The organism is Marisediminitalea alba (genome assembly GCF_002993365.1).
GTDB classification, from domain to species: Bacteria; Pseudomonadota; Gammaproteobacteria; order Enterobacterales; family Alteromonadaceae; genus Alteromonas; species Alteromonas alba.
The window spans coordinates 1-14,735 of record NZ_PVNP01000157.1; the positions used below are offsets into that span (position 1 = coordinate 1).

Sequence of the window (14,735 nt, forward strand, 5' to 3'; positions counted from 1 at the left end):
AATAAGAACGTTAAACCCGATAACGTGGCATTGATGGTGATGTTAGATGTACCTTGCTCGGCCAATGCGAGTTGGAATTGGCGCAATTCTTCAGCCGTGGCATCCTCTGGCGAGCGTTTCAAAAAGGTAGCGAGTTTCTTCACGCCTCTGATGTAGCCTATTTGCGTTTTAGGACTGAGCCTACGCATGGTCATATCTTCAATCATGCGTTGGCGTATGGGGTTGGATCCTTCAAAGTAACTCATGGTTTCACTCCTGAGTGAATTCAGGGCGACATTGCCCTTCCTTCAGCTTAGAAGCGGAGAACGAGATCAGAATATAATTAATGAGGTGGGGGCGGCACTACTACCGCGGAGCGGTTTAGTCCTTTGACCAATAAGAGACGTTTTCAGTATTAAACTGTAATACTCGAACTATGTGCAGTTTCCGCCATAGTTGGCATTTCGGTTACTCGTCACCCCTATGCAGCATCGACTGAATCCTCTTCCATGATGCTTTTTCTAGTTTGCTATGTATGCCAGTGACGATGACAACACTGAATTAGGGCGCAAAATTTGTTCTTTCTTCGATTTCAATAGAGCGCCCTTATATTGGGAATGCAAAGCCACTTTTTTTAGAAAATAGGCGTCTTACTCAGGTTGTCATACCCCAGTTATGGCGTTCATTGAGCATGGTTACCATGGTTTGTGTCAGAGTGTCGCCAAGCTCCTTACGATTTTCCCAGGTTTGGCTCAGCTCAATTTCTACCGGCTTGTTATTTTGCATACCAACCATAATGCCGGTTTTATTTTGCTCCACACAGCGCACCGCGTTTACCCCCAGTAACGTTGCCAGCATTCGATCCTGACTCACCGGAGAACCGCCTCGTTGAATATGGCCAAGGATCACCGGACGGACTTCACCGCCAGTCAGTTCTTCCAGTTGCACGCCTAATTCGGCAATACCCTCAGGCCACAGGTTTTCGGTGAGTACAATAATAAAACTCTCATGCCCATAGCGCTGGCGGTGAATAGAGAGTTGCTGATGAATATCCTTGAGCGTCGTTTCTTTGTCGGTGAACAGTTCGGGTAATATCACGTAATTTGCCGCTCCGGAAAGCGCGGCACTGGCACCCAGAAATCCGGCATGACGGCCCATTACTTCAACCAGAAAAATACGCTCAAAGGCATCGGCGGTATCCCTGACCTTATCAATCGAGTCCATGGCCGTTTCGATGGCCGTGTAATAGCCGATGGTGGCGTCGGTGCCATAAATGTCATTATCTATGGTGCCGGGCAGGCCTATAACCTGTCCGTCCCAGAAGTTACTCAGGTGCTTAGCGCCATGAAAAGAACCGTCACCACCAATCACCAGCAAGGCATCAATGGCAAGCTCATCCAGGTGTTTAGCGGCCAGTTTGGCGGAGACGTCCTGTTTGAACTCCTTGCAGCGGGCGCTGCGCAGAATAGTCCCGCCGCGCTGAATAATATTGTGTACTTTTTTACTATCCAGCTTACGCCAGTTAGCGGCCAGCAAGCCATTAAAGCCGTGTTCAAAGCCAATCACAGTATGGCCTGCGCCTTCACTGGCTACTACAACTGCCCGAATACAGGCGTTCATCCCCGGTGCATCGCCGCCGGAGGTCAGTACCGCAATTCTTTTATTGGTCATAAAGCGTTCCTTTACAATTTGATACAAACACACCAATAGCGCAGGGTGAATTTATCATCGCTTCTGCAGTCCAAGTATGAGTATTATGTTGTTATAACACGTAAAATCACAGTCAGCTTGGTGGCAGAGGGCTGAAATACAAAGCCCGGCGATCGGGAACAGCCATCAGCACGTAATGATAGATTGTCAGGTATAACCACGCGTGCCAAGTGTAAATTGACAGGAAGTGACAATGAAAAAAGGTTTGTTGATTGCGATCATCATTTTTCTAAGCGGATGTTCGACAAAGTTTACCTACAATAATCTGGATTGGTTAATTCATTGGTATATCGATGATTACGTATCGTTATCGGATAATCAGGAAGCACTGTTTGATGAATATTTTGCCGACTGGCAAAGCTGGCATCGCAGTGAAGAGCTTGGCAAGTACATCGAACACCTTAAAAGCCTGAAAGCGGACTTAAACAGCGAAGAACTCAATGCTGCGCAAATTGAGAGGCATCTGCTCGACAGCCGGCAACACTGGGAGCGACTGCGCGATCGCGTTAGCCCGGAGCTGGCAGACATGGCCGCTAAGTTAACCGACGAACAGGTGAGTTCGCTATTTGAAGAACTGAGCGAAGAGAATGATGACATTCGTGAGTCGCTGGAAGAGTTTAAGGAGCTGTCACCTGAAGAGCAGGCCGAAGAACGACTGGACGACATGGAAGAGGGCGTAAGCGAGTTCATCGGTCGCCTTAATGCCAGTCAGAAAGCCATCGTTAAAGGTTATGCGTCACAGTTTACCAGTACCCGGGCATTGTGGCTCACTTATCGCCAGGATTTCCAGCAGGCGGCCCGGGAAATGATCGACAATCGCGCGGCAAATCCAACGTTTAAACAAGACTTTATCGCGCTGATGACCCATCCTGATAAATTTCGTAGTGAGGCCTTTATGAAGCTGCGAAATGACAATACCCGAATCTACGCCAAAATGGCTGAAGAATTGTTCTACACCCTGGATAAAAAACAAAAAAGAAAGCTAATCAGTAAGATTGACGATATGATTGAGGACATTGAATACCTCATGAGTAATGATTAGTTGGAAAGTAGTTACCGGCCGCTCTATGGCTTTTGTTTGTCTTTGGTTACCGCAGTGCTGTGGGGAATTTTACCCCTGTTTCTTAAGATCTGCCTGCAGGTTATGGACAGTCAGACCATCACCCTTTATCGGTTTGTAGTGGCTGCCATCCTGGTGGGCGGCTGGCTGTTTTACCGTCGCCACATTCCTAACTTTTTACGCTACCCTAAAGCCGTCATCATTCTGGCCATCGCCTGCACCCTGATGCTGGTGATCAACTATGTCTTTAACGTGCTCGGGCTTAAATATCTGAGCCCCGGCAGTGTACAGGTTTTCATGCAGGTGGCGCCATTTGCTCTGATGATTGGTGGTATCGTGTTGTACAAAGAAAAATTCAGCCGCTTGCAGCTGTGGGGCGCGTCGTCCTTGCTACTCGGACTTGGTTTGTTTTTCAATCAACGCTTACCGCAGATTATTGCTTCAGAAACCGAAGATACCCTGGGTGTGGTGTTTATTTTTATCGCCGCAGTGACCTGGGCCGGCTACGCATTGTGTCAGAAGTCTCTGATGAAAACCATGTCGGCAATGCAACTCACATTGATCATTTATATCATTGGCAGCATGATGCTGCTGCCGTTTACACATCTACAGGCCATTACCGAAATGAACGCAGTGCAAGGCTGGGCGCTGTTGTTTTGTTGTTTAAATACTTTTGTGGCTTATGGGGCTTTCACCGAAGCAATGCGCGTATGGTATGCCTCCCGGGTAAGTGCAGTGATTGCCACCGCGCCAGTGTTTACTTTTATCTCGGTTGCCGTGGCTGAGTATTTATATCCCAGCAGCTTTGAACAGCCACCGTTAGGTGCGCTGGCTGTGTTGGGGGCGGTGATGGTGATTGGCGGCTCGGTAATGGCTGCACTGGGCCGCGGTGCCCGTTAGTTATCCTTGTTTACCGGTTTTGGGGCGGGCTGACCGATAGGTTGTTCGCCGCCCTTACAGATAGTGTCGTAATCATCCCGATAATAACGAAAATTAACACACTCGTTTTCATATCTTTGCCGGGCGGTAAGCGCCATCTGCGGATTTTTGGGGTTTCTGATGGCTTTCTGTAATACTTCGCATTGCTGAGCCTGAGCTTTGACCTCAAGGATATCTTCACACAGATTGGACTGACTCGCACAACCCGACAACCAACCTGAGCTAACCAGAACTGCAGTAACCAGTAAACAGTGTTTTTGCATGACATTTTATCCTTCATGTAGTGCGGTAATTTCGGTGGCTACAAGGTAGCAATGCCTAATCGCAGCAATTCATCCCTTAAACCGTCAAATTTGCTTTGGTGTTGCTCCCGCATGGGCGCATGGTTCAGTATCTTATACACCTGCCGTGCCTCTTTGATCATAGCGCCGTCATCTTTTCCATTATTAGTCATAAGCTTAATCAGGCACTGTAACAAGTTTAGCGCAATTCCGGCATTTACCGGAGAAAGTTCCAGTGCGCTGTTAAAGGCGGCTTTCGCCTCGGCATATTTTTCCTGCTGATAAAGCTGAATACCACGGCGGTTAATATGGGTATATTGCTGCTCGCTTTCCTTAACCTGTTTGGACATCGACCGCACCAGCATGCGGCTGCTATCGTCCAGTTCGGTATTCTGGCTGGCAAGGGTTTGCAGCAGTTGGTTTACCTCTTCAAATTCGCCGAGGTCGACCATTAATTGCATGCTTGAGGGCGCCAGTGAGGCAGGGTATAACTCAAACTGATTCTCGATGGCCATCTGACTGTCCATAAGCGAACGTTTGGCGTTAATGAGATTACCGTCGATGGCATCCACCCGAGCGTGCATTATCATATCGAATATATCCAGGCTGAATGGCTCTTCCAGTCGGGTCAGCGCCTCATCATGGCCGGCACGCTGCAACTGCAATAGCGCTTCTTGCTGAAACCGGTGGCGCTGGGCTTTACTTTCTGCCGCTTCTGCCGCATCCAGCAGACTGGATATATGGTTACACCAGTAATTAACCTGCTTAAAAATGGTGTTTTTGGATAGTTGCCAGGTTGCTTTTGTGGCTTCAGTGAGTAACTCATAGTCATTATTGTCTCTGGCGATACGACTGGCCAGGATCTGACGTTGCAGTGAATACGGTGAGTTTTTAATGGCCCGGCGAATATCTTCCAGCGCTTCTTCTGGCTGCTGGGAGGCGGATTTTGCCTGCGCAAGGATATCCAGCGCTTCCGGATCAAACTGGTTAAGCGCCAGTACTTTATTGGCGCACTGAATAGCATCACTAAATTTGCGCATGGCCAGATAAGTTTTGCCCAGGGAGAGTTGCGCCCACTGCGTGGGTAACTGGTCTGAATGACTGTTTAACAGGGTCAGCGCTTTCTCGTACTGGTTTTCATGCCACAGGATCTCCAGACGGATCTCCAAAGCCATGCGCTGATAGGGAGCAGGCATATCCTTTAGTTTATCGAGCGCCTCAATTGCCGCCTTGTATTCCTGTTTGCTCATTGCCTGCAGTACGTTTAAAAAATACTGTTTACGTTGCCAGGATTTATTCAGCCGGCTTTTTAACTGCGCCTGTGAGAAGGGCTTTAGCAGATAATCATCAGGCTTGTGTTCTAATGAACCCAGCACGATAGGGCGCGTGGCATCGGCGCTAATCAACAGAAATACCGCGCCGGCGGATACCATCTTTCGATATTGCAGCTCCTGATAAAGCTCAAAGCCATTTTTCTTATTGGTGCCAAGATGCAGGTCACAAACAATAATATCGACTCTGTGATTGCGGCAAAAGCGAATCGCCTGGTCGGCACTGGTTGCCGTCATGACATCCTTGGCGCCGAGGTTGGTTAATAATCCTTTTAACAGAATAAGGAAGGGACGCTGATCTTCTACAATCAGAATATTAACGTCCTGATAGGGCACTCCCAAAGGCCGCTCCCATTAAACGCGAAACTGTTCGATAATAAACTAAAGGATAATGGGTATATGCCGATTAAGCTAGTAAGTCGTTAATACCTATGAATGATTTTGCAACCAGATACCATTACCCAGACATCTTTTGATGTTCAGAATGTCACTTCCTCACTTCCGCTCAACAAAGCGGTGGGTGGCAGTGCGGCGTTGTTTACGCTATATCTGGCAATCAGTGAGGCCAGGGGCGATGAGCCTGTCAGGTGGTCGTCAGCCCCCGAACAAGTTGAGGATTCGGATTTTCCCGCCAGATTAAACCATTACCGGCGCAGTCCTCTGGCCTCGACTTCCGAACACGTAGATAGCCATTTAAAATGGCAGGCTGGTCTGAGTCGGTCATTCAGTAGTGAGCACATCCGTCTGTGGCAGGCCATCAGCCCGGATCCGTTAAGTTTCCATAACAACAGCAAGCGGCTGGAACCTGAAGTAAAACAAAATTGCCCTTATCGCACGCAACTTGCCTGGGTAAGTGAAAAAGCGTCGCAAATCAGAGAGCCAGACGCTACCTTACTGGCCGATACCATTCCAGCTTCTCAGGCTATCGCAGTTTAAACGCCGGTAAATCCCCCCCGTCGGGTTTTCGCCTGCCGATTTTTTTGCTATATTCCGCGCGCATTTTTGCTCTGGTTTTACGTTCCAACTCGCAAAGGTTAAAAAATATGAGTCAGTATGTTGTATGCGCGCTATACAAATTTGTCGCGCTTGAAGATTATAAAGCTATCCGCCAGCCGCTTACCGATGTAATGGAAGCGAATCAAATTAAAGGCACCCTGTTATTGGCTGCAGAGGGCATAAACGGCACCGTTTCCGGTACGCAGCAAGGCATAGATAACCTGCTGGCCTGGTTAAACAGCGATGAACGCTTTAACCCGATCTCCTACAAAATTTCATTCCACGACACCCAGCCGTTTTACCGGACGAAAGTAAAACTGAAAAAAGAAATTGTTACCATGGGTGTACAAGGTATTGATCCGCGTCGTACCGTTGGGACTTACGTGAAACCTGCTGAATGGAATGCCCTTATCAGCGATCCTGATGTGGTACTCATTGATACCCGTAACGATTATGAAATCGAAATTGGTACTTTCAAAAATGCGGTGAATCCCAATACCAAAACCTTTCGTGAATTTCCGGATTACGTGAAGGAAAATCTCGACCCGGCGAAAAATAAAAAGGTCGCCATGTTCTGCACCGGTGGGATCCGCTGCGAAAAGTCCACTGCCTATCTAAAAGAGCAGGGCTTTGAAGAAGTTTATCACCTTGAGGGCGGTATTCTGCAGTACCTCGAGGATGTGCCAAAAGAAGAGACGATGTGGGAAGGCGACTGCTTTGTCTTTGATAATCGCGTAGCCGTGAATCACGACCTGGAAAAGAGTGCCTACGATCAGTGTTATGCTTGCCGTTTGCCGATTACGGAAGCCGATAAGCAAAGCGATAAATACGAAAGTGGCGTAAGCTGCCCGCATTGTTTTGGTACTCATAGCGAAGAACAGATTGAACGTTTCCGCGAACGGGAAAAGCAGATTAACCTGGCCCGTGAGCGCAACGAAGAACACGTTGGTACTGAAGCCCGTGATGCTATGGAAGCCCGACGTAAAGCCAAGGCAGAAGAGCAGCGGTTACGTGCTTTGCAGGCGCAAAAACGAGTTAAGTCGTAGACATTCGGTAGAGCTGGGGTTACACTCCATTGCATCGAAAACCGACAGGGAATCAGACAGTGTCTACTGAATTAACACCCGAAAAAGTAGAAGCGATTCAAAAAGATTTTAGCTTCTTTGACCGTGATGGTAACGGTCAGATCGACCTGCAGGAATTTATTGAGTTATTAACGGTAATTTCACCTAAAACCAAAGTCAGCCACGTAGAAGAAGGCTTTAAACTTATCGATGAAAACCACGATGGGTATATCGACTTTGAAGAATTTCTTGCCTGGTGGCAGGAATGCTGGTGGGAATACTAAGCCCGATTCAGAAAAAAGCCGCTTTCTAGCGGCTTTTTTGTTTAATTTACCTATTCTGGTAGCCTTTATTCTTCCTCGTCCTGGGGAGGGGGAGTGGCTTTTTTACGCATTGGCATATGGCCAATATCCTCACCGGTCATGGTTCTTACCCGCTGGGTCTTTTTGACCGGCTGTTCCGTATTGCCCTCTGTTGTTTTCTGCTTTTTCGCTGCTTTTTTCGGTTTAACCGGTTTAGGTTTAATACCGCTGAACTTAGATGGCAGGTTCTCGTGCTGCTGCGGCTCCAGCGGATACGCGAGTTGCTGTTTTAACGCTGAGAAGCTCTGCCAGTCGCGTTTACCAACAAATGAAACCGCAGCGCCCTGATTACCCGCGCGGCCGGTACGGCCAATCCGGTGGATATACTCCTCAGGATGTTTGGGCATGTCATAGTTAATCACCAGGCCCACTTTTGATAAATCAAGCCCCCGGGAGGCCACGTCGGTGGTGACCAGGATATCAAATTGACCACGGGCAAATTCGTTCATCACCAACGAACGTTTCGACTGGGCGTAATCGCCCCTGAGGGGCTGCGAGGTGCGGGTAGGTAAGCTTTCACCCAGCATGGTGCTCAGGCGTTCAGCATCATCCCGAGTGGCGGTAAACACAATGGCCTGGTTATAGGTGTTATTGGTTAACTGATCGCAGAGCAGGGCATCTTTATGTTCAATGCTCTCGGCAAAATACAGCGTTTGGCTGATATCGGTATGTTCTGCCGTGGCGCTGCCTACAGCTACCCTTACCGGTGCTTTGAGCAAGGAATCCAGCACGTGATTGAGCTCAACGTGATCCATGGTGGCCGAGAACAACATGGTCTGGCGCTTACGGTGATCGGCCTTACGGTTGATCATATTCAGCGCCTGGGCAAAGCCCAAATCAAGCATGCGGTCGGCTTCATCGAAAATCAGCATTTCCAGGCCATTAATAAAGAAGCTTTTATCTTCTAGATGATCGGCTACCCGGCCCGGTGTACCCACAATAATATGCGGATTACGGCGCAACGCCTTGGTTTGATCGTTATAGTTATCGCCGCCCACGATTAACGCCGTGGCCAGGTTTTTCTTCTGGCACAGCCATTTTGCTTCGCCAAACACCTGTTTAGCCAGTTCGCGGGTAGGGGCGAGAATAAGAATACGGGGATCTTGTCGGCTTAACGCCTTTTGTGTAAGCAAGCGATGCACGGCGGGAATTAAAAACGCCAGCGTCTTACCTGAACCGGTTTTGGAGGAGGCAATAATATCCTTACCCAGCAGGGCCGGCAGAATGGTTTTTTCCTGAACTTCGGTGAGTTCGGTAAAGCCTTTATCTTCTATGCGGCTGATAAGGGTATGGTGTACAGGTAAGTCAGTAATTAACAAGGTTGCTTCGCTCCGGTTTAGATCCGCGCCTATTATCCCTGATTACGTACCTGAGTAAAGTCACAAGCCAAAAAGAAAAGGGGCAGGTCGTGGTGTACGGTTGCCCCTTTGTCAGTTCTTAAGCGAATTGCAATCAGGCGAAGGCCATTTCCGGCACATCACCCTCTACCACCAGCTTACCGGCGGTTTTTTCTTTGATCTCATCTATCGTAACGCCAGGTGCTCGTTCACGCAGGTAAAACGCGCCGTCTTTAACTTCCAGTACGGCTAAGTCGGTGATGATACGGGTAATACAGTTGACACCGGTCAGGGGCAGGGTACATTCCTGCAATAACTTAGAGTTACCGTGCTTGTCGGCGTGGGTCATGGTGACAATAATGTTTTTCGCGCCGGCTACCAGGTCCATTGCGCCGCCCATGCCTTTAATGAGTTTGCCTGGGATCATCCACGAGGCAATATTACCATTTACGTCCACTTCAAATGCACCAAGTACGGTAAAATCCACGTGCCCGCCACGGATCATGGCAAAGCTTTCTGCTGAGCTGAAAATAGACGCGCCGGTAATGGCCGTCACGGTTTCTTTACCCGCGTTGATCATATCCGCATCGACTTCTTCCTCGGTAGGGTAACGGCCCATGCCCAGTAAGCCATTTTCAGACTGAAGCATAACGCTGATACCGTCTGGTACATAGTTCGCGGCCAGCGTAGGGATACCAATCCCCAGGTTGACATAGTTACCGTCCTGAAATTCCTGCGCCACGCGCATCGCAATCTGATCTCTTGTTAATGCCATGACTGCCTCCTATTTAGCCGTTACGCGACGTTCGATACGTTTTTCAAAAGTACCCTGGATGACCCGATCCACATAAATGCCCGGCGTGTGGATGTGAGCCGGATCTAATGTACCCGGTTCTACAATTTCTTCTACTTCCACTACGGTGATTTTACCGGCTGTTGCGGCCATTGGATTAAAATTCTGTGCTGTGTGGCGATAAATACAGTTACCGTAACGGTCTGCTTTCCACGCTTTCACAATAGCAAAGTCACCGGTAATTGACTCTTCAAGAATGTATGGGCGACCATTAAACTCTTTAACTTCTTTACCTTCACCTACCGGGGTACCGTAACCGGTTGCGGTGTAAAATGCCGGAATACCCGCACCGCCAGCGCGCATTTTTTCGGCCAGCGTGCCTTGTGGCGTTAGCTCGACTTCCAGCTCGCCATTAAGCAACTGCTGTTCAAACAAGGCATTTTCACCTACATACGATGAAACCATTTTCTTGATTTGCTTATCTTCGAGCAGAATGCCCAGGCCAAAGCCATCAACACCACAGTTATTCGATACGATTGTCAGCCCTTTGGTTCCCATTTTCTTGATTTGGGCAATGCTGCCCTCAGGAATTCCACACAGGCCAAATCCACCGGCGATGACGGTCATGTTATCTTCTAACCCTTCCATCGCGGCTTCGTAACTGGATACGACTTTATCGAAACCAGACATAGCATACTCTCCTTTAAGTAATGAACGCAGCTAGTATCAATCAGCGTTAAAATTTTGTAAAATTGATTAAATATCACTTTTGATAAATAAAATTTATTAATATGAGTATCTCGTATCGCAATATGCAGGCATTTATCTGTGTGGCGGAATCTGCCACCTTTGCCGAGGCTGCAGAAAAACTGTTTGTTACCCAACCTGCGTTATCCAGTTCGATTAAAAAAATGGAAGAGCAGTTGGGTGGTCAGCTGTTTAGCCGAACCACGCGCCGGGTGCAGCTCACCCCGGAAGGCGAAACCTTTTTGCCTCATGCACGGCGCCTACTTCACGACTGGGATGACGCAGTAGAAGGCGTACAGAATCTATTTGCCATGGCTCAGGGGCGCCTCGCTGTCGCAGCCATGCCATCCTTTGCGGAGTCTAAACTGCCGGGCATTCTGGTGCGCTTTCATCAGCAATTCAGCAATATCCGGGTGCGGGTACTCGATGTCATCATGGAAGAAACGCTGCAGGCTGTGCTGTCTGGCAGGGTAGACATTGGGTTTTGTTTCGAACCGGAAAGTAAGGACAACCTGGAGTTCTTCCCGTTATTTACCGATCGTTTTGTAGCCGTTATGCCAGCAGATCATCCACTTGGAGCGAGCCGAACCATTACCCTTGAAGATATTGTCAGTCAGCCGTTTATCTCTCCTAACCGGGGTTCCAGTGTCAGACAATGGACAGAAGTGATGACCGCCGAGTATGGCCAGCTCAATATTGTGGCAGAGACGGGCCAGTACGGCACCATTGGTCAGCTTATCGCTCACGGCATGGGGATCTCTGTAGTGCCTTCCTTGTGCCTCGAACAAATGTTACGCAAGGGGTTGATTTGCCGTGACATTGAAGGTAGTCCGCTGGTCAAGCGGGTAGGGATGGTACGGGCCAATCGCGGTGTAATGGCGGTGGCAGCGCAAACGCTGTGGCAACAGGTAGTATCGGATTACTCTACAAATTTGTAAATTGAATCAGTGAGTTAAATTAGGCAAGGTAAGCAAAAACCGATTACGGAAAGCTTATGACCACTTCTATGACTCTTGCGGCGGCGCGTCGCCATATCGCCGATGCTATCAGTAAATCAGAACAGCTTGGCATCAAAGTGTGTATTGCTGTTGTCGACAGCGGTGCTCATTTAGTGGCGTTTGAGCGAATGGACGGGGCCTTTTTAGGCTCGGTAGATATTGCCATTAAAAAAGCGCGAACTTCAGCCTTGTTTCCTTTGGAATCAGGCCAGCTGGGTGCGCTGATCCGCAGCGAAAAGCTTACCGGATTCGAATTGTCGAATGAAAACCTGATGGGCTTTAATGGCGGGGTGCCCATCTTTGCCGGTGAAAATCAAATTGGCGCGATTGGTATTTCCGGCGGCAGCGCCGGGGAAGACTTAGCTATAGCGCGGGCGGCTTTAGGGTAAACAGTGGGCCTGTGCGACCCACTTTTTTGTGTTATTTAGCGGCACAATTTTTGTAAATGAGCGAGGCCAAATTTGGCATCTTCAAATGGCTGCGCTGTAACGTCTACCTCTACATAACGATTCTGGATATTGTGTTCATCCAGATAGGCGAGAATTGGCGTAAAGTCGATACCGCCCTGGCCCGGAGCTTTCACCTGAAGGGCTTCTGGCATCAGCTCATCGGTTTCACCTGCGGTAACCTGCACACTGTAGTCACGGTCTTTCATATGACAACCAATAACACGGTCGCCATATTTTTGAAGTGCGTCCAGCGGCGCAATATCCGCAACGGCCACCCAGCCCAAATCTAATTGCAGTTTAACGTAGTTTGGATCGGTGTTTTCCATTAACCAGTCGAGTATGGTTTTGCCTTCCACCTGAGCAAACTCCATATGGTGGTTATGGTAAGCAAAACCAAACCCCTGATCGTGGAATTTCTTACCACGCAGGTTAATTCTGTCGGCCATCTGCAGCACTTTATCAGCGGTGTCCGGCACAGCGATACTCACCTTACCGTCGTTAAAAGCCAGTAATTCTTCTGCCAGCGGCTCTATAAAATAGTCAATGCCCAGTTTGCTGGCCAGTTCGTGGGTATGATTCGCATCATCAAGCTTTCCACTCACGTGGGCAGTAGGGGTTTTAAGATTTACTGCCTTGAGAGCACTGGCTATTTCATCTATTGACAGACCAAAAAATGGCGCGCCGGGAATGCCGATAAAGCCGCCCAAGCCAAAGGGTTCGACCTGGGTAAATCCCATAGCGGCTATCTGTGCCAGCGTACCTTTGGGGTCTTTGGCAAAGCTTTCTCTGAACATATAGAGTTGAACGCCATAGTCTGCAGCGCTATTGCAGGCTGCTGCGGGTTTCTGCTCTGAACATGACCACAATAAAGGTGAGCCGGCGAGGGTGGCTAATGCTGCGCTGGACTTTAAAAAATGACGACGGCCAAATGCCATGAACTACTCCGCGATACTGGTTTAGAAAACTGACAGTAGCATAGAATTATTGTAACGAAAATGTAAAAGTTAGGGGGGTTAACAAATTGTATCTGTAGTGAACCAGATATTGCTTAGTTGCCGCATACGCCTGTGCCAAATGCAGAGGCGGGTTACCATTTTTTCTTGGGCGCAAATAATTCGTCCAGTTCATCGCGTTCTTCTTCGCGACGCTTGGCGCGGTCCTGAGCATTGGCGTTTTTGAGATTTTCCTGAATGTCTTGTAGCTGTTGGTTCAGCCACTCCAAACGAGACTGAACAAATTCATCTGGCTGGGTTTGAGCTTCTAAGGCGGCGATGGCTTTCTCGTAATATTGGCGGGCAGAGCCGAGCATATTGGTTTGCTGCGCCCCGCGACCACGTCGAATAAGTGTTTCAACATTTACTTTTAACTGCAACCGCTCAAGAATTTTGTCTTGCTCCAGATAGGTACTGCCGTCAACTTTGCCTTTACTCCTCTCGGAGCGCAGCATGACTCGCAGTTTTTTAACCGCCTGAATATACTGAATGATCATCTTGTCGGTTTCGGGTAAGGCAAACTGATTAGCATTATCCGGCTCAATATCAATGGATTTTATGCGGGCGTTGATGTCTTCAAGGTGCTGTTTAATATCCGGTGAGCTGGGGTTGAGCTCGTAGGTTACCTGTAATGCGCGTTGAATACGATTGAGCAATATTTTAATCAGCCCCTGAGAGATAGGCATCTGCGAGGTTGCCATCAGGACATTTTCAGTCTCATCGATGATGGTGCGCTGTTTGGCTACTTCTGCCCGGCGCTCGGCATCGATCTTCGCTTTGTACTGTTGATAGGCATTGACCACAATGGCCACTACTACCAGCACTACTATCAGTACAATGATGATTATAAATGTCATTCAGTGCTTCCCGTCTGTGTATTGCTTTTATCGTTGTTATTGGTTTATCGGCCCGAACTCAGGGGATTTTAACTTCAAATACACCACCACCTAAAGTTCCGCCGTTCAACAGGGTTATAAATCCCTGTTTTTCATTTTTTGAATGTGCCCTGGCAATCAGGTGCGCAAAATACAAGCCCAGGCCAGTACGGCCCTGAGTTACGTTAAAATCTGAAGGTTTGGTATCAATGGTAACCAGCATGTGATCCGGATAGCCATTACCGTCGTCCTCTACTTTAACAACTAAATAGCCATCTTGTTGATACGCGTTGATAATAATGTCTGATTTACCATATCGCAGCGCATTGATCAAAACATCATTAATTAACAGGTACATAAGATCTGCATCAAGGTACCAGGCCAATTCTTCTGAGCAGTGGTTTTTAATTGTAATGTTTTTCTGCGATGCATAGAGCTGGTTCGATAACACAATATCTTCGAGTAGTTCATTAACAAAACACTGATCAATCATAACCGGCAGGGTTTCGCGGTTGGCCCGGTAAAGCGATAAAATTTGAACCAGGCCGGTGTTCATACGATTGGCTTCGTAATGTAAATCGACAATCTGGCTGCGGGTCTCGGTAAGCTCTGGCGGAAGTGTGGAAACGATTTGCTCAACCGACTGCACTAACAGATTCAGTGAGTTTTTCATATCGTGTACAGCCGCTGCCAGTACAGTTGAAAAATCAAACTGCGAGTCTGTAGAGAGTTCCGCGTTGTTATTTTCCGTAGAGCGAGTTGTCATTTCTGTTACTTCCAATTGTTCTCAGACTTGCTTATGCTAGTATCCAACATAATAAT

Annotated in this window: 17 protein-coding genes; 7 read left to right on the top strand and 10 right to left on the bottom strand. The window is 48.2% G+C overall.

From position 1 onward, the window contains the following. Together C6Y40_RS14375 and C6Y40_RS14380 are read right to left on the bottom strand one after the other, a co-directional pair. The coding region (locus C6Y40_RS14375; RefSeq protein ID WP_170308412.1) for a phage integrase N-terminal SAM-like domain-containing protein at window positions 1-245 on the bottom strand (245 nt) is incomplete at its 3' end. 388 nt (window positions 246-633) lie between these two features. After that, a complete protein-coding gene (locus C6Y40_RS14380; RefSeq protein ID WP_105935192.1) occupies window positions 634-1,650 on the bottom strand; it encodes an ATP-dependent 6-phosphofructokinase in 1,017 nt (338 codons plus the stop codon). A gap of 232 nt (window positions 1,651-1,882) precedes the next feature. On the opposite strand from C6Y40_RS14380, the gene C6Y40_RS14385 reads away from it, so the two are divergent. Both C6Y40_RS14385 and C6Y40_RS14390 read left to right on the top strand, forming a co-directional pair. Next, entirely contained in the window at window positions 1,883-2,731 is an 849-nt protein-coding gene (locus tag C6Y40_RS14385) for a DUF6279 family lipoprotein (protein WP_105935193.1), read from the top strand. Continuing rightward, the gene (locus tag C6Y40_RS14390) at window positions 2,732-3,649 is read left to right on the top strand and encodes a DMT family transporter (protein WP_240621966.1); all 918 of its coding nucleotides are present in this window, start codon (window positions 2,732-2,734) and stop codon (window positions 3,647-3,649) included. Here C6Y40_RS14390 and C6Y40_RS14395 read toward each other — a convergent pair. Next, entirely contained in the window at window positions 3,646-3,951 is a 306-nt protein-coding gene (locus tag C6Y40_RS14395; protein ID WP_105935194.1) for a hypothetical protein, read from the bottom strand. The genes C6Y40_RS14390 and C6Y40_RS14395 overlap by 4 nt on opposite strands. A 38-nt stretch (window positions 3,952-3,989) precedes the next feature. Then, on the bottom strand, window positions 3,990-5,636 hold the full coding sequence (locus tag C6Y40_RS14400; RefSeq protein WP_240621968.1) for a response regulator: 1,647 nt from the start codon (window positions 5,634-5,636) through the stop codon (window positions 3,990-3,992). 105 nt (window positions 5,637-5,741) lie between these two features. Between C6Y40_RS14400 and C6Y40_RS14405 the strand changes: the two genes are divergently transcribed. The 3 genes from C6Y40_RS14405 to C6Y40_RS14415 all read left to right on the top strand — a co-directional run bounded on the left by C6Y40_RS14405 (window position 5,742) and on the right by C6Y40_RS14415 (window position 7,644). Then, window positions 5,742-6,236 carry a VC2046/SO_2500 family protein gene (locus C6Y40_RS14405; RefSeq protein WP_205664780.1) on the top strand — a complete coding sequence of 165 codons (495 nt, stop codon included), beginning with the start codon at window positions 5,742-5,744 and terminating at the stop codon, window positions 6,234-6,236. 107 nt (window positions 6,237-6,343) lie between these two features. After that, window positions 6,344-7,342: an oxygen-dependent tRNA uridine(34) hydroxylase TrhO gene (gene trhO / locus C6Y40_RS14410; RefSeq protein ID WP_105935197.1), complete on the top strand. Its 999-nt coding sequence runs from the start codon at window positions 6,344-6,346 to the stop codon at window positions 7,340-7,342. A gap of 59 nt (window positions 7,343-7,401) precedes the next feature. Next, entirely contained in the window at window positions 7,402-7,644 is a 243-nt protein-coding gene (locus C6Y40_RS14415; RefSeq protein ID WP_105935198.1) for an EF-hand domain-containing protein, read from the top strand. A 65-nt stretch (window positions 7,645-7,709) separates the two neighbouring features. Here C6Y40_RS14415 and C6Y40_RS14420 read toward each other — a convergent pair whose 3' ends face one another. From C6Y40_RS14420 to C6Y40_RS14430, 3 genes are all read right to left on the bottom strand, one after another. Continuing rightward, the gene (locus tag C6Y40_RS14420; RefSeq protein WP_105935199.1) at window positions 7,710-9,041 is read right to left on the bottom strand and encodes a DEAD/DEAH box helicase; all 1,332 of its coding nucleotides are present in this window, start codon (window positions 9,039-9,041) and stop codon (window positions 7,710-7,712) included. Window positions 9,042-9,174: 133 nt separating this feature from the next. Continuing rightward, window positions 9,175-9,834: a CoA transferase subunit B gene (locus C6Y40_RS14425; protein WP_105935200.1), complete on the bottom strand. Its 660-nt coding sequence runs from the start codon at window positions 9,832-9,834 to the stop codon at window positions 9,175-9,177. A gap of 9 nt (window positions 9,835-9,843) precedes the next feature. After that, on the bottom strand, window positions 9,844-10,542 hold the full coding sequence (locus tag C6Y40_RS14430; protein WP_105935201.1) for a CoA transferase subunit A: 699 nt from the start codon (window positions 10,540-10,542) through the stop codon (window positions 9,844-9,846). Between the two features lie 101 nt (window positions 10,543-10,643). Between C6Y40_RS14430 and C6Y40_RS14435 the strand changes: the two genes are divergently transcribed. Beyond that, window positions 10,644-11,537: a LysR family transcriptional regulator gene (locus C6Y40_RS14435; protein ID WP_105935202.1), complete on the top strand. Its 894-nt coding sequence runs from the start codon at window positions 10,644-10,646 to the stop codon at window positions 11,535-11,537. A 56-nt stretch (window positions 11,538-11,593) separates the two neighbouring features. After that, on the top strand, window positions 11,594-11,986 hold the full coding sequence (locus C6Y40_RS14440; protein WP_105935203.1) for a GlcG/HbpS family heme-binding protein: 393 nt from the start codon (window positions 11,594-11,596) through the stop codon (window positions 11,984-11,986). Between the two features lie 35 nt (window positions 11,987-12,021). Here the strand turns inward: C6Y40_RS14440 and C6Y40_RS14445 are convergent, their stop codons facing one another. From C6Y40_RS14445 to C6Y40_RS14455, 3 genes are all read right to left on the bottom strand, one after another. Further along, entirely contained in the window at window positions 12,022-12,981 is a 960-nt protein-coding gene (locus tag C6Y40_RS14445; RefSeq protein WP_105935204.1) for a sugar phosphate isomerase/epimerase family protein, read from the bottom strand. 152 nt (window positions 12,982-13,133) lie between these two features. Then, window positions 13,134-13,895, bottom strand: a complete 762-nt coding sequence (locus tag C6Y40_RS14450) for a hypothetical protein (RefSeq protein ID WP_105935205.1) — start codon at window positions 13,893-13,895, stop codon at window positions 13,134-13,136. Window positions 13,896-13,953: 58 nt separating this feature from the next. Beyond that, window positions 13,954-14,679 carry a sensor histidine kinase gene (locus C6Y40_RS14455; RefSeq protein WP_105935206.1) on the bottom strand — a complete coding sequence of 242 codons (726 nt, stop codon included), beginning with the start codon at window positions 14,677-14,679 and terminating at the stop codon, window positions 13,954-13,956. Window positions 14,680-14,735: the final 56 nt, after the last annotated feature.

Coding starts and splice junctions, on each gene's coding strand:
- C6Y40_RS14395 (WP_105935194.1), bottom strand. CDS start 3,951: ATGCAAAAACACTGTTTACTGGTTACTGCAGTTCTGGTTAGCTCAGGT.
- C6Y40_RS14450 (WP_105935205.1), bottom strand. CDS start 13,895: ATGACATTTATAATCATCATTGTACTGATAGTAGTGCTGGTAGTAGTG.
- C6Y40_RS14425 (WP_105935200.1), bottom strand. CDS start 9,834: ATGGCATTAACAAGAGATCAGATTGCGATGCGCGTGGCGCAGGAATTT.
- trhO (WP_105935197.1), top strand. CDS start 6,344: ATGAGTCAGTATGTTGTATGCGCGCTATACAAATTTGTCGCGCTTGAA.
- C6Y40_RS14430 (WP_105935201.1), bottom strand. CDS start 10,542: ATGTCTGGTTTCGATAAAGTCGTATCCAGTTACGAAGCCGCGATGGAA.
- C6Y40_RS14455 (WP_105935206.1), bottom strand. CDS start 14,679: ATGACAACTCGCTCTACGGAAAATAACAACGCGGAACTCTCTACAGAC.
- C6Y40_RS14380 (WP_105935192.1), bottom strand. CDS start 1,650: ATGACCAATAAAAGAATTGCGGTACTGACCTCCGGCGGCGATGCACCG.
- C6Y40_RS14435 (WP_105935202.1), top strand. CDS start 10,644: ATGAGTATCTCGTATCGCAATATGCAGGCATTTATCTGTGTGGCGGAA.
- C6Y40_RS14440 (WP_105935203.1), top strand. CDS start 11,594: ATGACCACTTCTATGACTCTTGCGGCGGCGCGTCGCCATATCGCCGAT.
- C6Y40_RS14385 (WP_105935193.1), top strand. CDS start 1,883: ATGAAAAAAGGTTTGTTGATTGCGATCATCATTTTTCTAAGCGGATGT.
- C6Y40_RS14445 (WP_105935204.1), bottom strand. CDS start 12,981: ATGGCATTTGGCCGTCGTCATTTTTTAAAGTCCAGCGCAGCATTAGCC.